The sequence below is a fragment of the Methylopila henanensis genome (assembly GCF_042681025.1).
Lineage (GTDB): Bacteria > Pseudomonadota > Alphaproteobacteria > Rhizobiales > Methylopilaceae > Methylopila > Methylopila henanensis.
Genome location: NZ_JBHUER010000005.1, coordinates 75970 through 90745 on the forward strand (window position 1 = coordinate 75970; position 14776 = coordinate 90745).

The 14776-nt window shown below is 68.7% G+C and carries 13 protein-coding genes; 7 read left to right on the forward strand and 6 right to left on the reverse strand.

What is annotated here, in order from left to right; translation table 11 throughout:
- Nucleotides 1-64: 64 nt before the first annotated feature.
- Genes ACFSCV_RS08755 through ACFSCV_RS08785 form a run of 7 tightly spaced genes read left to right on the forward strand, consistent with a single transcriptional unit; the run spans nt 65 to nt 6352 of the window.
- Nucleotides 65-925: a branched-chain amino acid ABC transporter permease gene (locus ACFSCV_RS08755; protein ID WP_378798988.1), complete on the forward strand. Its 861-nt coding sequence runs from the start codon at nt 65-67 to the stop codon at nt 923-925.
- 20 nt (nt 926-945) lie between these two features.
- The gene (locus ACFSCV_RS08760; protein ID WP_378798990.1) at nt 946-1923 is read left to right on the forward strand and encodes a branched-chain amino acid ABC transporter permease; all 978 of its coding nucleotides are present in this window, start codon (nt 946-948) and stop codon (nt 1921-1923) included.
- On the forward strand, nt 1920-2921 hold the full coding sequence (locus tag ACFSCV_RS08765) for a branched-chain amino acid ABC transporter permease (RefSeq protein WP_378798992.1): 1002 nt from the start codon (nt 1920-1922) through the stop codon (nt 2919-2921). Before ACFSCV_RS08760 ends, ACFSCV_RS08765 begins: the two co-directional genes overlap by 4 nt.
- A 5-nt stretch (nt 2922-2926) precedes the next feature.
- Nucleotides 2927-3688 carry an ABC transporter ATP-binding protein gene (locus ACFSCV_RS08770; RefSeq protein WP_378798994.1) on the forward strand — a complete coding sequence of 254 codons (762 nt, stop codon included), beginning with the start codon at nt 2927-2929 and terminating at the stop codon, nt 3686-3688.
- The gene (locus ACFSCV_RS08775; protein WP_378798996.1) at nt 3675-4376 is read left to right on the forward strand and encodes an ABC transporter ATP-binding protein; all 702 of its coding nucleotides are present in this window, start codon (nt 3675-3677) and stop codon (nt 4374-4376) included. The genes ACFSCV_RS08770 and ACFSCV_RS08775 overlap by 14 nt, the downstream gene beginning before the upstream one ends.
- A 31-nt stretch (nt 4377-4407) precedes the next feature.
- Nucleotides 4408-5679: an ABC transporter substrate-binding protein gene (locus ACFSCV_RS08780; protein ID WP_378798998.1), complete on the forward strand. Its 1272-nt coding sequence runs from the start codon at nt 4408-4410 to the stop codon at nt 5677-5679.
- A gap of 58 nt (nt 5680-5737) precedes the next feature.
- Nucleotides 5738-6352: a hypothetical protein gene (locus ACFSCV_RS08785; protein WP_378799000.1), complete on the forward strand. Its 615-nt coding sequence runs from the start codon at nt 5738-5740 to the stop codon at nt 6350-6352.
- 105 nt (nt 6353-6457) lie between these two features.
- On the opposite strand, the gene ACFSCV_RS08790 is transcribed toward ACFSCV_RS08785, so the two are convergent.
- The 6 genes from ACFSCV_RS08790 to glcF all read right to left on the reverse strand — a co-directional run bounded on the left by ACFSCV_RS08790 (nt 6458) and on the right by glcF (nt 14770).
- Nucleotides 6458-7279, reverse strand: a complete 822-nt coding sequence (locus ACFSCV_RS08790; protein ID WP_378799002.1) for a hypothetical protein — start codon at nt 7277-7279, stop codon at nt 6458-6460.
- A gap of 138 nt (nt 7280-7417) precedes the next feature.
- A complete protein-coding gene (locus ACFSCV_RS08795; RefSeq protein ID WP_378799004.1) occupies nt 7418-7699 on the reverse strand; it encodes a hypothetical protein in 282 nt (93 codons plus the stop codon).
- Between the two features lie 50 nt (nt 7700-7749).
- Entirely contained in the window at nt 7750-10611 is a 2862-nt protein-coding gene (locus ACFSCV_RS08800; protein ID WP_378799006.1) for a tetratricopeptide repeat protein, read from the reverse strand.
- A gap of 133 nt (nt 10612-10744) precedes the next feature.
- Nucleotides 10745-11713, reverse strand: a complete 969-nt coding sequence (locus ACFSCV_RS08805) for a Hint domain-containing protein (RefSeq protein ID WP_378799007.1) — start codon at nt 11711-11713, stop codon at nt 10745-10747.
- 814 nt (nt 11714-12527) lie between these two features.
- Nucleotides 12528-13154 carry a TetR family transcriptional regulator gene (locus ACFSCV_RS08810; protein WP_378799009.1) on the reverse strand — a complete coding sequence of 209 codons (627 nt, stop codon included), beginning with the start codon at nt 13152-13154 and terminating at the stop codon, nt 12528-12530.
- Between the two features lie 278 nt (nt 13155-13432).
- Nucleotides 13433-14770, reverse strand: coding sequence for a glycolate oxidase subunit GlcF (gene glcF, locus ACFSCV_RS08815; RefSeq protein ID WP_378799010.1), 1338 nt, complete (start codon nt 14768-14770; stop codon nt 13433-13435).
- Nucleotides 14771-14776: the final 6 nt, after the last annotated feature.

The window sequence follows — 14776 nt, forward strand, 5'->3', positions numbered from 1 at the left end:
TTCTGCCCATTTGATGAGCATCGGCTGATCAAGCCTGAGGCTCCGTCGGAGAGGTGCAGTCATCGTGTACGATCTGATCGGCGTTCTGCTGCTGAACGGGCTCGCATGGGGCTTGATCATCGCTCTGATCGCGCTCGGGCTGTCGATCATCTTCGGTCTTCTGGACTTCATCAACGTCGCCCATGGCGATCTGTTCATGATCGGGGCGGTGCTGGCGTGGACCACGGTCGACGTCACCGGGAACTTCTGGATCGCCTTCGTGCTGGTGCCGCTGATCGGCTTCGCCGCCGGCTGCCTGATCGAGCGCGGGATCATGCGCCCGGTCGAGAATTCGCCGGCGCTGTCGATCGTGGCGTCCTTCGGCCTCTCGCTCATCCTTCAGGAAGGCGTGCGCGCCACCTTCGGCACCACGCCCAAGCGGCTGATGGACCCGCTCGGAGTGACGATCGAGATCTTCGGCTTCCAGTACGAGGCCTATCGCCTGCTGGCGGCGCTGATCGCCGCGCTCGCCATCGCCGGCTTCTTCCTGTTCCTCAAGCGCACCAAGCTCGGCACCTGGATGCGGGCGGTGCGGCAGGACCGCGAGATGGCGATCGCCATGGGCGTGCCGGCGGACCGCATCTTCATGTTCACCTTCGGCATCGGCGCGGCCCTCGCCATGCTGGGCGGCGTGGTCGCGGCGCCGATCACCTCGGTCGAGTTCCGGCTCGGCCTCGACGTGCTGCCGCTCTGCTTCATCGCGGTGATCATCGGCGGCCTCGGCAACCTGCCGGGCACGGCCGCCGCCGCCGTGCTGCTCGCGGTCATGGAGGGGCTGATCACCTCGGTCGCCGAGCCCACCACCGCCCGCATCGTGTCGCTGGTCGCCATGAGCGTCGTGCTGCTGGTGCGGCCGAACGGCATCTTCGCCCCGGCGCGTCGTTGAGCGGCGGGCGGGAAGCGGCGATGGCGCAGGCTCCGTTCACCTCCACGGCCTGGGCCTTCGGCGGCCTCGCCGCGGCCTTCCTCGGGGTCGTCGCCTACGGCGTGTGGCTCGAGGACTTCCAGCGCACCTTCCTGGCGGAGATCCTGGTCTGGGGCGTGTTCGCGCTGTCGGTCTCGCTGGTGTTCGGCGTCGGCGGCATGCTCTCCTTCGCGCAGGCGCTCTATTTCGGCGCAGGCTGCTGGGGCTACAATCTCGCCGTCTTCGGCTACGGGCTGACGGGCTGGGCGCCGGTCGCGGCCGGCGTCGCCGCCGCGCTCGCCTTCGCCGCGCCGACCGGCTTCGTCGCGACCCGGGTGCGGCAGCACCACACGCTGATCGTGACCGTCATCCTGTCGGTGCTGGTCTCGACCGTGCTCGCCTCCGGCCACTGGCGCTGGATCGCCGGCCCTTACGTCACCCGCTCGCTGCCGGAGGCGCCGGCGCTGCCGCTCGGCGCGGCGACGATCGACTACGCCGACGAGATGTCGGCCTTTCTCGCCACCACGGCCCTGGTGTTCGCGGCCTGCCTGCTGGCGCTGCTGCTGATCCGCTCGCCCTTCGGCCTCGCCATGAAGGCGGTGCGCGAGAACGAGGCCAAGGCCGCGCTGCTCGGCTACGACGTGCGGCTGCTGCGCTGGCTGATGTTCGTGGCGTCGGCGGGCTTCGCCGGGTTCGCCGGCGTGCTCTACCTGATGCTGTCCCGCTACAGCAATCTCGAGTTCTTCGACTGGACCTATTCCGCCCGCGCCATGGTCATGGCCGCTCTCGGCGGGCTCGGGACGCTGGTCGGGCCGTTCGTGGGCGCCGCCGTCTACTATCTCGCGGCGGAACATCTTTCCCGTTTCTTCGAGCAGTTCATGATCCTGGTCGGGGTTCTGCTGCTCGTGCTCGTCCGCTTCATGCCCGAAGGGCTGTGGGGCGGCGCCGTCCGCATGATACGCAACAGGGCCCTACGATGAGTTCGGACCGTCTCTCCGCCCGCAGGATCGCGCTGCTCGCGCTCGTCCTGCTCGCGACCGCCGCCGTGCCGTTCTGGCTGCCGCTGATGGTCGAGGACTACTGGGTCGACATCGCCGCCGAGATCCTGATCTGGAGCCTGTTCGCCGCCAGCGTGAACCTGCTCTACGGCTATGGCGGCCTGCTGTCGTTCGGCCAGGCGCTCTATTTCGGCGTCGGGGCCTATGGCGTCGCCTTCGGCCTGCAGCATTTCGGGCTCGGCTTCTGGGGCTCGATGAGCCTCGGGGTGGTCGCTGCGACGGCGATGGCGGCGGTGGCGGGCGTGTTCGCGGTCCGCCTCACCTGGCACTACTTCAGCATCATCACGATCGTCTTCGGTCTGATCCTCTATCTGCTGACGATCGGCGCCAAGGACCTGACCGGCGGCGACGACGGCCTGTCGCTCAGCCTGCCGCCGTTCTTCGCCATGGGCGGCCTCGAGCTCGATCTGTTCGACTCGACGGTCCAGTACCTGTTCATCCTGTTCTTCGTGGGCCTGTGCTACCTCGCGATGTGGGTCGTGCTCCGCAGCCCCTTCGGCTACGGCCTGAAGGCGGTGCGCGAGAACGCCGGCCGGGCGGGGCTGATCGGGCTCGACGCCTTCTGGCTGCGCTACGCCGCCTTCGTCATGGCCGGCTTCCTCGCCGGGATGGGCGGCGCGCTGTTCGCCCTGTTCTCCCGCTACGCCTCCGCTCAGTACATGTACTGGACCGTGTCCGGCGAGGGCGTGATCTGGACCATCGTCGGCGGCGCCGGGACCCTGTTCGGGCCCCTGCTCGGGACCGCCGCGCTGATCGTGCTGCGCGAAGAGATTTCGTCGATCTGGGAACACTATCTGATGGCGCTCGGCGTGATCGTCATCCTGATGGTCACCTTCGCCCCCCGCGGCTTCGCCGGGCTGATGGAGAGCGCCGCGCGGCGGCTCCGCCGGCCCTCTTCCGCCCCTGCGCAGAGCGAGTGAGGCCGATGCCCCCTGTGATGGAAATCTCCGGCCTGACCAAGTCCTTCGGGGGCCTCGTCGCGGTCAACGGCGTCGACCTCGTGCTGCCCGGCGGCGAACTGCACGCGATCATCGGCCCGAACGGCGCGGGCAAGACCACCTTCTTCAACCTGATCTCGGGCTTCCTCCGGGCGGACAAGGGCTCGGTCCGGTTCCTCGGCCACGACATCGCGGGCCTGCCGACCCACCGGATCAGCCGGCTCGGCATGGCGCGCACGCTGCAGGTCAAGAGCGTCTTCAACGGGCTTTCGGTCTACGAGAACGTCTGGATCGCGGCGCAGAGCCGGTCCCGCTTCCTCAATCCTTTCCGCCCCGCCCACAGCTACGCCGCCACCGCGCGGAAGGTCGACGAGGTCATGGAGCGCGCGGGCGTCGCCCGGCACCGCGACGCGCTCGCCGGCAACCTGTCCTATGGCGATCAGGCCCTGCTGGAGATCGCGATCGCGCTCGCGACCGAGCCGCGCCTGCTGCTGCTGGACGAGCCGGTCGCCGGCATGAGCCCGGAGGAGACCGACCGCACGGTCGCGACCGTGCGGGAGCTGTCGAAGACCGTCGACGTGGTGCTGATCGAGCACGACATGGAAGTCGTCTTCGACATCGCCGACACGATCACCGTGATGAACCAGGGCGCGGTTCTGCGCCAGGGCACGCCGGCCGAGATCGCGGCCGACCCGCGCGTGCAGGACGTCTATCTGGGCGTGCCGGAGGACGAAGATGCTGAAGGTTGAGGGCCTCCACGCCCATTACGGCAAGAGCCACGTGTTGCGGGGGGTGAACCTCCATGTGAAGCCCGGCGAGGCCGTCGGGCTTCTCGGCCGCAACGGCGTCGGCAAGACCACGACGATGCGCGCGATCATGCGGCTGATGCCCTCGGCGACGGGCTCCGTCACCTTCGACGGCAAGCCGCTCGACGGCGTGGAGCCGTTCAAGGTCGCGCCGCTCGGTCTCGGCATCGTCCCGCAGGGGCGGCGGCTGTTTCCGAAGCTGACGGTCTACGAGAACCTCTGCCTCGGCCTCGCCAAGGATCCGAGCGTCACCGAGCTCGGCGACATCTTCGAGCGCTTCCCGCGCCTGAAGGAGCGCCTGACGCAGCTCGCTGGAACGCTGTCGGGAGGCGAGCAGCAGCAGCTCGCCATCGCCCGCTGCCTGGTGATGAACCCGAAGATGATCCTCTTCGACGAGCCGACGGAAGGCATCATGCCGAAGCTCGTCGCCCAAATCCGCCGTCAGATCAAAGACATCAACAAGAGCGGCATCTCCATCCTTCTCGTGGAGCAGAACATCAAGAGCGCGATCGAGATTTGCGATCGCATCTACATCATGGAGAAGGGCGAGATCTGCTTCGAGGGGCCGGCGGAGGCCCTGAAGAACGATCAGGACATCGTGCATCGCTATCTCGGCGTGGCCCTGCGCTGAGAGCGGTTTCCGGAGACGAAGGACACAAGCCATGACCACGTCGCGTCGCAGTTTTCTCCAGCTCGCGCTCGCCGGCGGCGCGTCGGTTCCGACGCTCCACCTGATGAGCGGGATCGCGTCCGCCGCCTCGAGCTCGGACCCGATCGTCATCGGCCATCAGGCTGACCTCACGGGCGGCATCTCCTCCTGGGGCTACTGGCTCGACAAGTCGGCCAAGGCCGCGGTGGACCACATCAACGCCAATGGCGGGATCGCCGGGCGCGAGATCAAGTATGTGGTCGAGGACTCCGAGAGCAATCCGCCCAGCGGCGCCCGCAAGTTCCGCTCGCTGGTGCAGCGCTCCAAGGCCGATTTCGTGATCGGCGCGGTGCAGTCGGGCGTGAACCTCGCCACCTGCCCGATCGCGAAGGAGCTGAAGACGCTCTACATCCCGAACGGCATGGCCGAGGAGATGACCGGCTCGGCCGGCAACCGCTACGTCTTCCGCACCGGCTCCGACACCTATTCGCAGGCCGCGGCGGGCGCGAAATGGGCCGCCGAGCAGCTCGGAAAGACCTGGACTTTCGTCTTCGCCGACTACGGCTGGGGCTGGAGCCACTTCAACGAGCACAAGAAGGTGCTGGAGAGCATTGGCGCGACCGTGAACCCGCCGATCGCGGTGCCGCTCGACGCCAAGGACATGCTGCCGTACCTCGCCAAGATCCCGGACAACACCGAGGTTCTGTACTCGCTGTTCTTCGGCTCGCAGTCGGTGGCGTTCTACACCCAGGCCAACTCGATGGGCGTGAACAAGCGCACGAAGCTCTACTCTGTCGTCTGCGGCCATGAGGCGATCTCGCCGGCCGACCTCGGCGGCGCCTCGGAAGGCGCGCATCTGCTCGAGTACCTGCCGCGCCAGCTCAAGCACCAGGACACCGAATACAATCGCAAGATTCGTGAGCTGATGAAGGTCGACCCGGTGAACGGCCAGGAGGAGGGCTCGAGCCGCATCATCGCCGGCAGCCACTACTGGGCGACCTGGGAGGCCGTGTTCTTCATCAAGGAGGCGGTCGAGAAAAGCGGCTGGAAGACCAAGAAGGACACGCCAGAGGTCATCCTCGCGCTCGAAGGCATGAGCGTCGAGGAATCGCTCGCCCACCCCCAAGGCGCGAAGACCATCCGCGCCCAGGACCACAAGGCGATCATCGACTTCAAGATGAGCAAGGTCCAGGACGGCAAGATCGAGATGCTGCACGCCATCCCCGCCAAGGACATCGTGCAGTTCTTCCCGCCGCGGGTCGACTTCACCCAGGAGAAGGTCTGATCCGGAGGGCCGCCGCCGGTCAGGCGGCGGCGCTCCCTCATCGCGGAGGAAGCTGATCATGCGGCATGTCGCTGCTGGAGTCGTCGTCGCCTTCGCGGCGCTTGCGCTGCCCTACCTCGTCTACGCAGCGCTGGCGTTCAAGACCTTCGGGATGTTCGCGCCGTCGGGATATCTGCCGACCGAGGCGCTCTCGGTCGCGGCCGCCGGCGGCGACCTCGGCGCGCTCTGGCGGGCGCCGGCGCTCAGCCTCAACGTCACCAGCGGGGAGCTGATCGCGGCCATGTACGAGGTCACGGTCGGGGCCGTCATGCTGGCGATGGCCCTCGGCGCGGCCTTCGCGTTCAACCGCAGTCGGCGGACGGCCTGCGCCCGGCCGACCGCCGCGGGCGTCGGCGGCGGCGGCGTGCTGGCCTCGATCATCGGCGCCCACACCGCGCTGCTCGGCTGCTGCGGCGGCGCGGGGGCGGGGGGCATCCTGTCGCTCGCGGGCGCGGGCGCCTTCGCGGGCGGACTGGCGGCGCTCGGTCAGCCGCTGCAGCTGCTGTTCGCCGTGGCGCTCGTGGCCGACGCGCTGCGTGGTCCGCGCGGGCGCGCCGCCCCGCCGTCGCAGGCGCAAGACCCGATCGCGGCGGCGCGGTCGGCGACGACAGGGACGGTCGGGCTGGGCGCCTGAGGCCCCGCCCGGCGCGTCATGGTTCGGACTCCGGAGACGAAGCGAAGGCCGGGCCGCTTCGTCCGCGTCGCCGCTATAGCTGGTTCACGGTTTGGCGCCGGGTCGTCAGCAATGGACCGAGACATTGTGGTAGAGGTCGACCGGCGTCGCCGTTCCGCCGGACAACGACCATGTCGAGACATAGACGCTCGATCCCGAAGGATACGCCGATGCATAGTAGTAGCCGCCATCAATATTGACGTGAACTGAACAGAGCTGAAGATTGCGGTCGACGTCGATCTTGTAGCTTCCTGTTGCGATTTTGGAGGTGGCGAGAATACGGGTGGTTCCGGCGTAGGCGGTGCCATCGTAATTCATGTACACCTGAATTTGCGGCGCATAGTAGCCGGTGACGTCGCCGACAACCTTGGTGGCTGCGCTCGCATAGATTGACAACTGGCCGGTGGCGCCGAGCGCCACGGTCGCGGCGCCGGTGATGCTGGCTCCGGATCGGTAGTTGAGGACCGCCGTGGCCGGCCGCGGCGTGTCGGAGGCGAACGCCCGGAGGAAGCCGGTGCCCGTCGGTCCGTTTGCGGTGAGGTTGATCGCCACAGCCTTGGCCGAAGCGGGGATGCCGCATCCGACGGCGGGGCCTCCTTGCGTGCTGAAATCGCTCGCCCCCGCGATCTGGTAAGACTTGGTCTGAGTCGCCGTCATAGTGGCGGCGTTCGAGAACGCGCGGCATGGTGTGATCGGCGTGTAGACCAGCTCAGTCGGATTGGGCTGAGGGGCCGATATCGCCGCGATCTCCGAGGACCGAGGCTTAGACGTCTCCGTTCCTAAGGCGCCTTTGTTGACCGGCCGGTCGCGTTCGGCGGACAGGGCGATCGAATTCGCCGAGAGTAGGAATGCTGCAGTCGCGCACAAAAATGAAAGCATAATACGCATGGTCGCCTCCCTCTATTTTTGACAAGGGAGCGTGCGCCTTAATAAAGGAAAGAAAATCCGCATTACCACCTATTCAGTCAGCAGATGTCAGGACGGCGCTCAAGCCGATCGAGAGGCCTGCTCGCTTGTGGCGCGCCGTCACCGCGGACGCGCGGAGCGGACGGCGCGGGGCGTCTCGCAGGGCAGCGGCGGCCGGATCTCCATCCAGAGCATCTGCATCTGGGCGTCCTTGTGGCTCATGCGCATGAGCAGGCGGTCGTCGAACTCGACGATCGCGCCGGAGCGGCGGCTGATCACGGCCCAGGACGTCTCCCGTCCCGCCACGAGCTGCACCAGCTGGAAGCGTTCGCTCCGGTCCGGCTGGATCGTGGGAGCGGGCGACCGATTCGTTTGCGTGTAGTCGGCTCTCTTGTCCTGCACTGTCGTCTCCTGCCTCTGTCGTCGATGCGGGAAGTCGGAAGGAACTGCTGCTAGTAGGTCGCGGCCCAGTGCTTGCCGGCGCGCTTGTAGCGCGCCGACCGGGCGGCGTAGACGACGCGCCGGAACGCCGGGAGATCCCAGATGCGGACGTCGGCCGCGAAGTCGCCGTCGGCGCGCCGGGCGATGTGGCTCGCCACGTGTCGGGTCAGCAGGCCAGGTCCGGTCGCGAGCCAGAGCGACTCGCCGGCGCCCTGCAGCGTCGCCGCGGTCGCCTCCTCGAGCGCCTGCGTCACGACCGGGTGGCCCGGCGACGCGGCGACGAAGTTGTTGCCGACCGTGCCGAGGAACTCCTGGTAGCTGACAAGGCCGTCGGCGCCTTCGATCAACGTCGACAACGGGGCGGCGCAATAGTCGTCGGCGTCGAGATAGACGCCGCCCTCCGAGCTGAGCAGCGCGAGGCGCAGGATGTCGGCGCGCATGGCGGCGTGCCGTGCGACCGAATAGGCCTTCAACGGCTCAGGGTTCGAAAGCGTCCCGAGAAAGGCGCGCGCGGACTGGTCGTCCCAGCTTTTGTACTCGAGGTCGCGATTGACCGAGGCGGCGCGGTCCATCAGGTAGCGGATTTCCGGCGGGGGGTCCCGGTCCCAGTACTGGTGCAGCGTCCGCGGGATGCGGCTTGTCCCGGAGGAGCAGCGGCGCGCCCGCGCGAGCCTTCCGGTGCGCGAGAGCGCGAGCAGGAGGCCGACGGCGGGCCCGAGGCCGGAGGCGTCGGCGGCCGCGCGCCCGGCGGCGGCGCGGAGCAGCGCTTCGTCGCCTTCCCGCAGGGCGGCGGCGAGCGCGCGGGTGTCCTCCGGATTGAGCCGCAGTTCGTTGACGATCTGCCCGAACAGATGGCGGAAGCGGTGTCCGTCGAGCCGCGGCGCGCCGCCGGCCGGGTTCGACGGGACGAGCAGCAGGGTCTCCCACGCCAGCGCGTCGTCGAACATGTTGGCGGCGGCGAGCGCGAGCCAGGCCGCGCTCTTGGCGTCGTTGGGCGCCGTCTCCAGCGCCGCGCGCGCGAGCCGCATCGCGAGGGGATAATCCTGCCGCAGGAAGGCCAGGGTCATCTCGAACCGCAGCCGGACCGCGTCGCTCTGGCGGCCGCCGGGCGGCCACACTTCGAGAACCTGCTCGGCCTCGGCCCAACGGCCGCAGTCCAGCAGGCATTCGACCAGAAGCTGCTCGTCCGCGACGGAGCGTGAGGGGATGGCGCGGAGAACGTCGATCGCCGTCTCGATCTTCCCGGCGTTGCGCAGGCTGCGAAGCCAGCGGAGCCGCCGTGACGGATCGTCGGGAAACCGCTCGGCGTCGCGGCGGAAGGCCTCGCTCGCGCCGTCGAGGTCGCCCGAAAGCGTCGCCTGCCGGGCGCGCATGCCGGCAAGCTTGCTGGTGTAGGGGTGGGCCGCCTCAAGCCGGTCGATCGCCCGCGCGGCCGCGACGGCGTCGTCGCCGGAAAGCAGCGCTTCGCACTGCTCGATCAGCAGCTCCTCGGCGTCTGGCCGACGCTCCAGCGCGGCGGCCAGAACCTCCGCCGCCTCGGCGTCGCGGCCCTGCCTGCCAAGGGCGCGCGCCCAGCGGATCTGGGCGCCGGGGTCGAGCGGGTTCTCGGCCGCGCTTGCGGCGTAGAGGCGCTCCGCCTCGGCGGGATCGTTCATGGCGCTGGCGAGGTCGGCGCGCAGCGTGACGAGCCGTCGGTCGCCCGGCCGTCGGGCTTCGAGCGCGGCGAGCTCTTCGCGGGCCTTGCCCCAGAAGCCGGCGACCCGGAACTGGATGGCGCGTTCGACCGCGAGCTCGAACGTGTCCGTCTGGGGATCGACCGTAAGGCAGGCGAGCGCCTCACGGCGGCGACCCAGCCTGCCAAGCGCCCTCGACCAGCGGATGCGACGCGCGGAATCGCCGGGATGCTCGCGCGCGTCGCGAGCGTAGATCGCTTCGGCGGCGGCGTAATCCAACGCCGCCTCCGCGAGCCCGGCCCGCAACGCCGGCAGGCGGCTGTGCCCGGGCTGAAGGCGCATGACGGCGTCGACGTCGGCCTGCGCGTCGTCGATCCGACCGACGCTTTTCAGAAGCGCGGCCCGCTCGATCAGCAGCCCGACCGCGTCCGGGTTGAGTTCGAGCCCGTCGGACAGCACGGCGATGGCCTGATCCGGCCGCGACAGCCGGCCCAGCACCCGAATCCAGCGCATGCGCCGGGTGGGGTCCGCGGGATGCGCCTCGACGTCACGCGCATAGACCGCCTCGGCCTCGACGAACTGCCCCGTCGCCTCCGCGAGTTCGCCGGTCAGGATCGGAATGCGGAAATGGCCCGGAGAAACCCGGCTCAAGGTTTCGATGTCGCCGCGGGCCGCTTCGAAGCGGCCGTCCTGCCGCAGCAGCGCCGCGCGCTCGACCAGCAGCCCTACGGCTTCGGGCGAGAAGCTCAGGCCGGCGTCGAGCGCGTCGATCGCCTCGCGCTGCCGGCCGAGCTTGATCAGCGCCTTCGCCCAGCGCAGCGTCCGCGTCGGATCGCCGGGATAGGCGGCGGAGTCCGCGGCGAAGATCGCTTCCGCCTCGCGCAGATCGCCGGCGGCGTCCGCGAGCTCTCCCTTGAGAATGGGGAGGCGGGAATGGCCGGGCGCCAGGCGCTCGGCGTCGCGCAGGGTCGCGGCGGCGGCTGCGAAGTCCTTCGTCCGGGTCTGGCAGATGGCGAGTTCGAGCAGCAGGTCGGGCGACCTCGCCACCTTCAGGCCGTCGCGCAGCACATCGAGCGCGTCGTCGTGACGGGATTGCTTGATCAGCAGCCGCGCCAGCTGCGCCCGGGCCGCGACATTAGCCGGCTTTTTGGCGCATTCGTTGAAGAGCCACGTCTCGTCACGCTGGGCCAATGCGCTCAACTGGGGGCTCCCCGATGTCGAACAGGAATCGGTCGAATGCGGAAGACGAGAGGGAGGGTTTGTCTGGCCTAACGGCGGCCAGTCGCTCGCGCGGGCGGAGGGGCTGGGAGCCTCCCCGCCCGCGCAGGCTGTCTCAGGCGGCTGCGGCCGGCCGCAGGGCGCGTGCGGCCTCCGCGATGCGGGCGCGGACTGAGAGCGGCGTCTGCCGGGCGCTCATCGCGCGCGGCATGCTGGACTCCGGGATCGGATCCGGCTGCGAGCCGTACAGCGCCAGGAACTCGTCGTAGTTGTCGAAGCGCTTGCGCGTGACGTTGTCGACGAAGGTCTCGGCGGCGGAGCCTTCCGCGAGCACGATCTCGTGGTTCTCGGTCTCGATGTGGTGCACCGTGAAGAAGCGCCCGAGCTCGGCGTCCGTCATGCGCAGGATCGTGTCGCCGTTCACGAGCGCGCCGGCGGCGACGAGCGCGCCGTCGAGCACCAGGGCGTGGTCGGCCGTCACGCGGAGGTCGCGCCGCGGCAGGCCGTCGCCCAGCGCCCCGGCGAGGATGCGCACCGGACGCCGGCCCTCCGGCATGCCGAACACGGACGACAGCGTCTGGCGGCCCATCCACTTCACGGGGACGGCGCGGCCGTCAGACGTCGTCACAAGCTGGCCGATCACCAGCTTCTCAACGGCGACCGGGCCGTCCGGAGTCTGGATCAGCGTGCCGGAGAGGAAGCAGACCGGCGCCGCGTCGTCGATGTTCCACTGCGATTCCGGAACGGTGGTGTCGTCGTCGAGCAGGGTGAGCGTCAGCAAGCTCGGATCGGTCCCGGCGGGAACGAACGTCGTGTAGACGAGGCTGCCCAAAGGCCCGGTCGTTCCTACGAAACCTACCGGGCTGCCGTCGCCGTCATAGACCACGCCGGCGTAGGTGTAGGTGACGTTCGCTCCGAACAGTCCGGTCGGCGCGGTGAAGGTGTCGGGGGTGACGTCGCCGAGGATTCCGGGGTTGTCCGGCGGCGTGCCGACATCCGTGACCTCGAAATCGGAGGCCGTGTTCAGGCCCAGCGTGAGCAGGCCGCCGACGTTCACAGTAGTATATGCGTCGTATTCCGCCATTTCGGTCGCTCCAAAAAGCCGTAGGTCGTTGATGTCGGTGAATTCAAGCCTTCAGAAAACGCAAAACCGTCCCTTCGCCGCTTCGATTATGAAGTTGCGCAAAATTTTAATGGCAATTTGCGTGCATCCACACAGAACATGCGAAGGCGAATGCTTCGTCACTTTAATAACGCATATGTGGCGAGCAATTGAGATAGCGATAGCAAAATGTTGCACTGCAACAGAAAGGAGGTATGCGTCGATAAATACAGAGTTTATTCAACATCACGAATTCGTGATCAGACTAATGGTAGCGATATCGCTTTGCGCTGATAGCGATATCAAAGCAATAGTTTGTTCAAACTGTAGTAATAGAGTGGTGCCGCATTTGTTTTGCGGGCTTTGAGATTCGCGGGCGGAGGGTTTCGCAGGGCGAGGGAGGAAGGGCGCCGACGCTGCCGGAAAAGCCTGCGCGCGACGGTCCGCCGGCGCCTCGACGCGCGGAGGCGCGCCTCCGGGCGCGACGGATAGCCGGCGGCATATGGTCCCGTGACGGAAAGGGGCGAAGGTCTGGGTGAGGCGGCCGCGCCGGTTCGGCGCGACCGCCTCGGCTTGCGCCGCGCAGGCCTCTTGCCTGATCCGGATGACGGGGGTGCGACGGGCGGAACGCCCGGTTCGGGCGGGCGTTCCAAAAGGGTCGAGCTGCGGGCGACGCTTGGGGGGACGCTGACGCCGTCGCCCGCAGCTCTTTCCCCCGGCGGCCTTCAGGCGGTTCGGAGCCTGAAGGTCGACGGAGTGGGCGCGCGGCGGATCGGGTCGCCGCGCGTAATCGAAGTCACGCCGGCGCGGGGTCGCTCGAAAGCGCCGCGACGAAAGCCTGCACGATGGCGCAGCCGCGCGTCGTCAGGTCCATTTCCTCCGGCAGCTCCAGCCACCGCCGCATCAGACCGAACACGAGCGCGCGGAACGCGCCCTGCGCGAGTTCGGGCGTAAAGGCGCGGTTGAGCTGTCCGCGGTCGCGGGCGGTCTGGAACAGCTCGGCGATCCGGGCGTCCAGGCTGCACTTCGCCTCGTGCTGGCGGCGGATGACGTCCACCATGTCGTCGGTGTACTCGCAGCGCAGCAGCAGGATCGCCATCACCCGCGTCTGCCGTTCGTCGGCGGCGATGGTGCGGAACAGCTCGCACACGGTGTCGCCGATGCTCGGCAGAGGATCGCGGTCGGGCTGCAGGGCGAAGCGGGCGCACAACTCCTCCTCCGGCAGCGACGCGCGCTCCTGCACCGCCATGAACAGGTCGACCTTGTTCTCGAAATGCCAGTAGACGGCGCCGCGCGTGACCCCGGCCGCGCGGGCGATGTCGTCGAGCGAGGAGCGGGCGACGCCGTTCTCGAAGAACGACATCTCGGCCGCGTCCAGGATCAGGTCCCGGGTCTTCTCCGCCTCCGCCTTCGTCTTCCGCATGGATGATCCCGCGCCGCCTGCGGCAATTAACGTGCATACGTGTATGTATGTAAAATCACGGGAACGTGATCCTGGCGGAGCAGCGGCCGGAGCAGACGCGTCTCGGGGGTCGCAGGCTTGTCCGGTGGTCGGACGACGTCCGTTGACAGGGAAACGCGGCGCATGGTTCGGCGAACCAACCGTCCCTCTCCGACGCCGGGGGGGGGATGGTCGGGATGAGACGGTCGGGGATAGGTTCGCCGGCTCCGCCGGTCGCCGCCCTGACGAGGGATAAGGCGCTATTCCGCCGCGTCGGCCATGCCCTCGAAGCCGTGGCCTTCGAGGGCCGCGGGCAGGGGGCCGCCGGTCGCCCAGTCCACCAGCTCGACGGTGTGGACGGCGGGAAGCGCCGTCCCTGAGCGGATCTGCGTCAGGCAGCCGATGTTGCCGGCCGCGACGACCTCGCCGCCGACGCGCTCGATGTTCGCGACCTTGCGGTCGCGCAGCCGCGTCGCGATCTCGGGCTGGAGGATGTTGTAGGTTCCGGCCGAGCCGCAGCAGAGGTGTCCCTCCGCCGGCTCCTTGACCTGGAAGCCGACCGCCTTGAGGGCGGCCTTCGGCTCCTCCCGGATCTGCTGGCCGTGCTGGATCGAGCAGGCGGCGTGGTAGGCGACGGTCTGGCCGGTCGGGCGCGCGGGCTTCAGCGGCAGCGTCGCCAGCACCTCGGAGACGTCCTTGGCGAGCGCGGAGACGCGCGCGGCTTTGGCCGCATAGGCCGGGTCGTCGCGCAGCATGAAGCCGTAGTCCTTGATCGTCGTGCCGCAGCCCGACGTCGTCACCACGATGGCGTCGAGTCCGCCGTCCTCGATCACGCGCGTCCAGGCGTCGACGTTGCGGCGGGCTCCCGCGAGGCTTTCCTCCTCGCGGCCCATGTGGTGGACGAGCGAGCCGCAGCAGCCTTCGCCGGCGGCGTGGACCACCTCGACGCCGAAGCGGGTCAGCAGCCGGATGGTCGCGTCGTTGATCGAAGGCTCCAGCACCTTCTGGGCGCAGCCCTGCAGCAGCGCGACGCGGGCCTTGCGCTCGCCCGCCGCCTTGAACGTGCGGGCGCCGTCGTTGGCGGAGGCTGCGGGCAGGGCGGCCGGAGCGAGCGCCAGCATGGCGGCGATCCGCGGCCCGCCCGGCAGCTTCGCAAGCAGGCCGGCGAACGGGCGCGCCAGCCGCGCGGCGGTCAGCGCCAGCCGGAACCGGCCGGGATGCGGCAGCACGAAGGCGAGCGTCGCGCGCATCAGCCGGTCGAGCGGCGGCCGGCGGTAGGTCTTCTCGATGTGCGCGCGGGCGTGGTCGACCAAGTGCATGTAATGCACGCCGGAGGGACAGGTCGTCATGCAGGACAGACACGACAGGCAGCGGTCCACATGGCGCACGACCTCGGTCGTCGCGGGCCTGTCCTGCTCCAGCATGTCCTTGATCAGGTAGATGCGGCCGCGTGGGGAATCGAGTTCGTCGCCCAGCAGCACATAGGTCGGGCAGGTCGCGGTGCAGAAGCCGCAATGCACGCAGGTGCGCAGGATCTTCTCGGAAGATGCGAGCTGCGGATCGGCCTCGAGGCGCTCGGGGGCGAATGTGGTCTGCATGTCGGG

What these genes read in the sequence shown, in the direction of transcription:
- glcF (WP_378799010.1), bottom strand. Translation starts at nt 14,770, where the DNA reads ATGCAGACCACATTCGCCCCCGAGCGCCTCGAGGCCGATCCGCAGCTC.
- ACFSCV_RS08785 (WP_378799000.1), top strand. Translation starts at nt 5,738, where the DNA reads ATGCGGCATGTCGCTGCTGGAGTCGTCGTCGCCTTCGCGGCGCTTGCG.
- ACFSCV_RS08765 (WP_378798992.1), top strand. Translation starts at nt 1,920, where the DNA reads ATGAGTTCGGACCGTCTCTCCGCCCGCAGGATCGCGCTGCTCGCGCTC.
- ACFSCV_RS08775 (WP_378798996.1), top strand. Translation starts at nt 3,675, where the DNA reads ATGCTGAAGGTTGAGGGCCTCCACGCCCATTACGGCAAGAGCCACGTG.
- ACFSCV_RS08780 (WP_378798998.1), top strand. Translation starts at nt 4,408, where the DNA reads ATGACCACGTCGCGTCGCAGTTTTCTCCAGCTCGCGCTCGCCGGCGGC.
- ACFSCV_RS08770 (WP_378798994.1), top strand. Translation starts at nt 2,927, where the DNA reads ATGCCCCCTGTGATGGAAATCTCCGGCCTGACCAAGTCCTTCGGGGGC.
- ACFSCV_RS08760 (WP_378798990.1), top strand. Translation starts at nt 946, where the DNA reads ATGGCGCAGGCTCCGTTCACCTCCACGGCCTGGGCCTTCGGCGGCCTC.
- ACFSCV_RS08810 (WP_378799009.1), bottom strand. Translation starts at nt 13,154, where the DNA reads ATGCGGAAGACGAAGGCGGAGGCGGAGAAGACCCGGGACCTGATCCTG.
- ACFSCV_RS08790 (WP_378799002.1), bottom strand. Translation starts at nt 7,279, where the DNA reads ATGCGTATTATGCTTTCATTTTTGTGCGCGACTGCAGCATTCCTACTC.
- ACFSCV_RS08805 (WP_378799007.1), bottom strand. Translation starts at nt 11,713, where the DNA reads ATGGCGGAATACGACGCATATACTACTGTGAACGTCGGCGGCCTGCTC.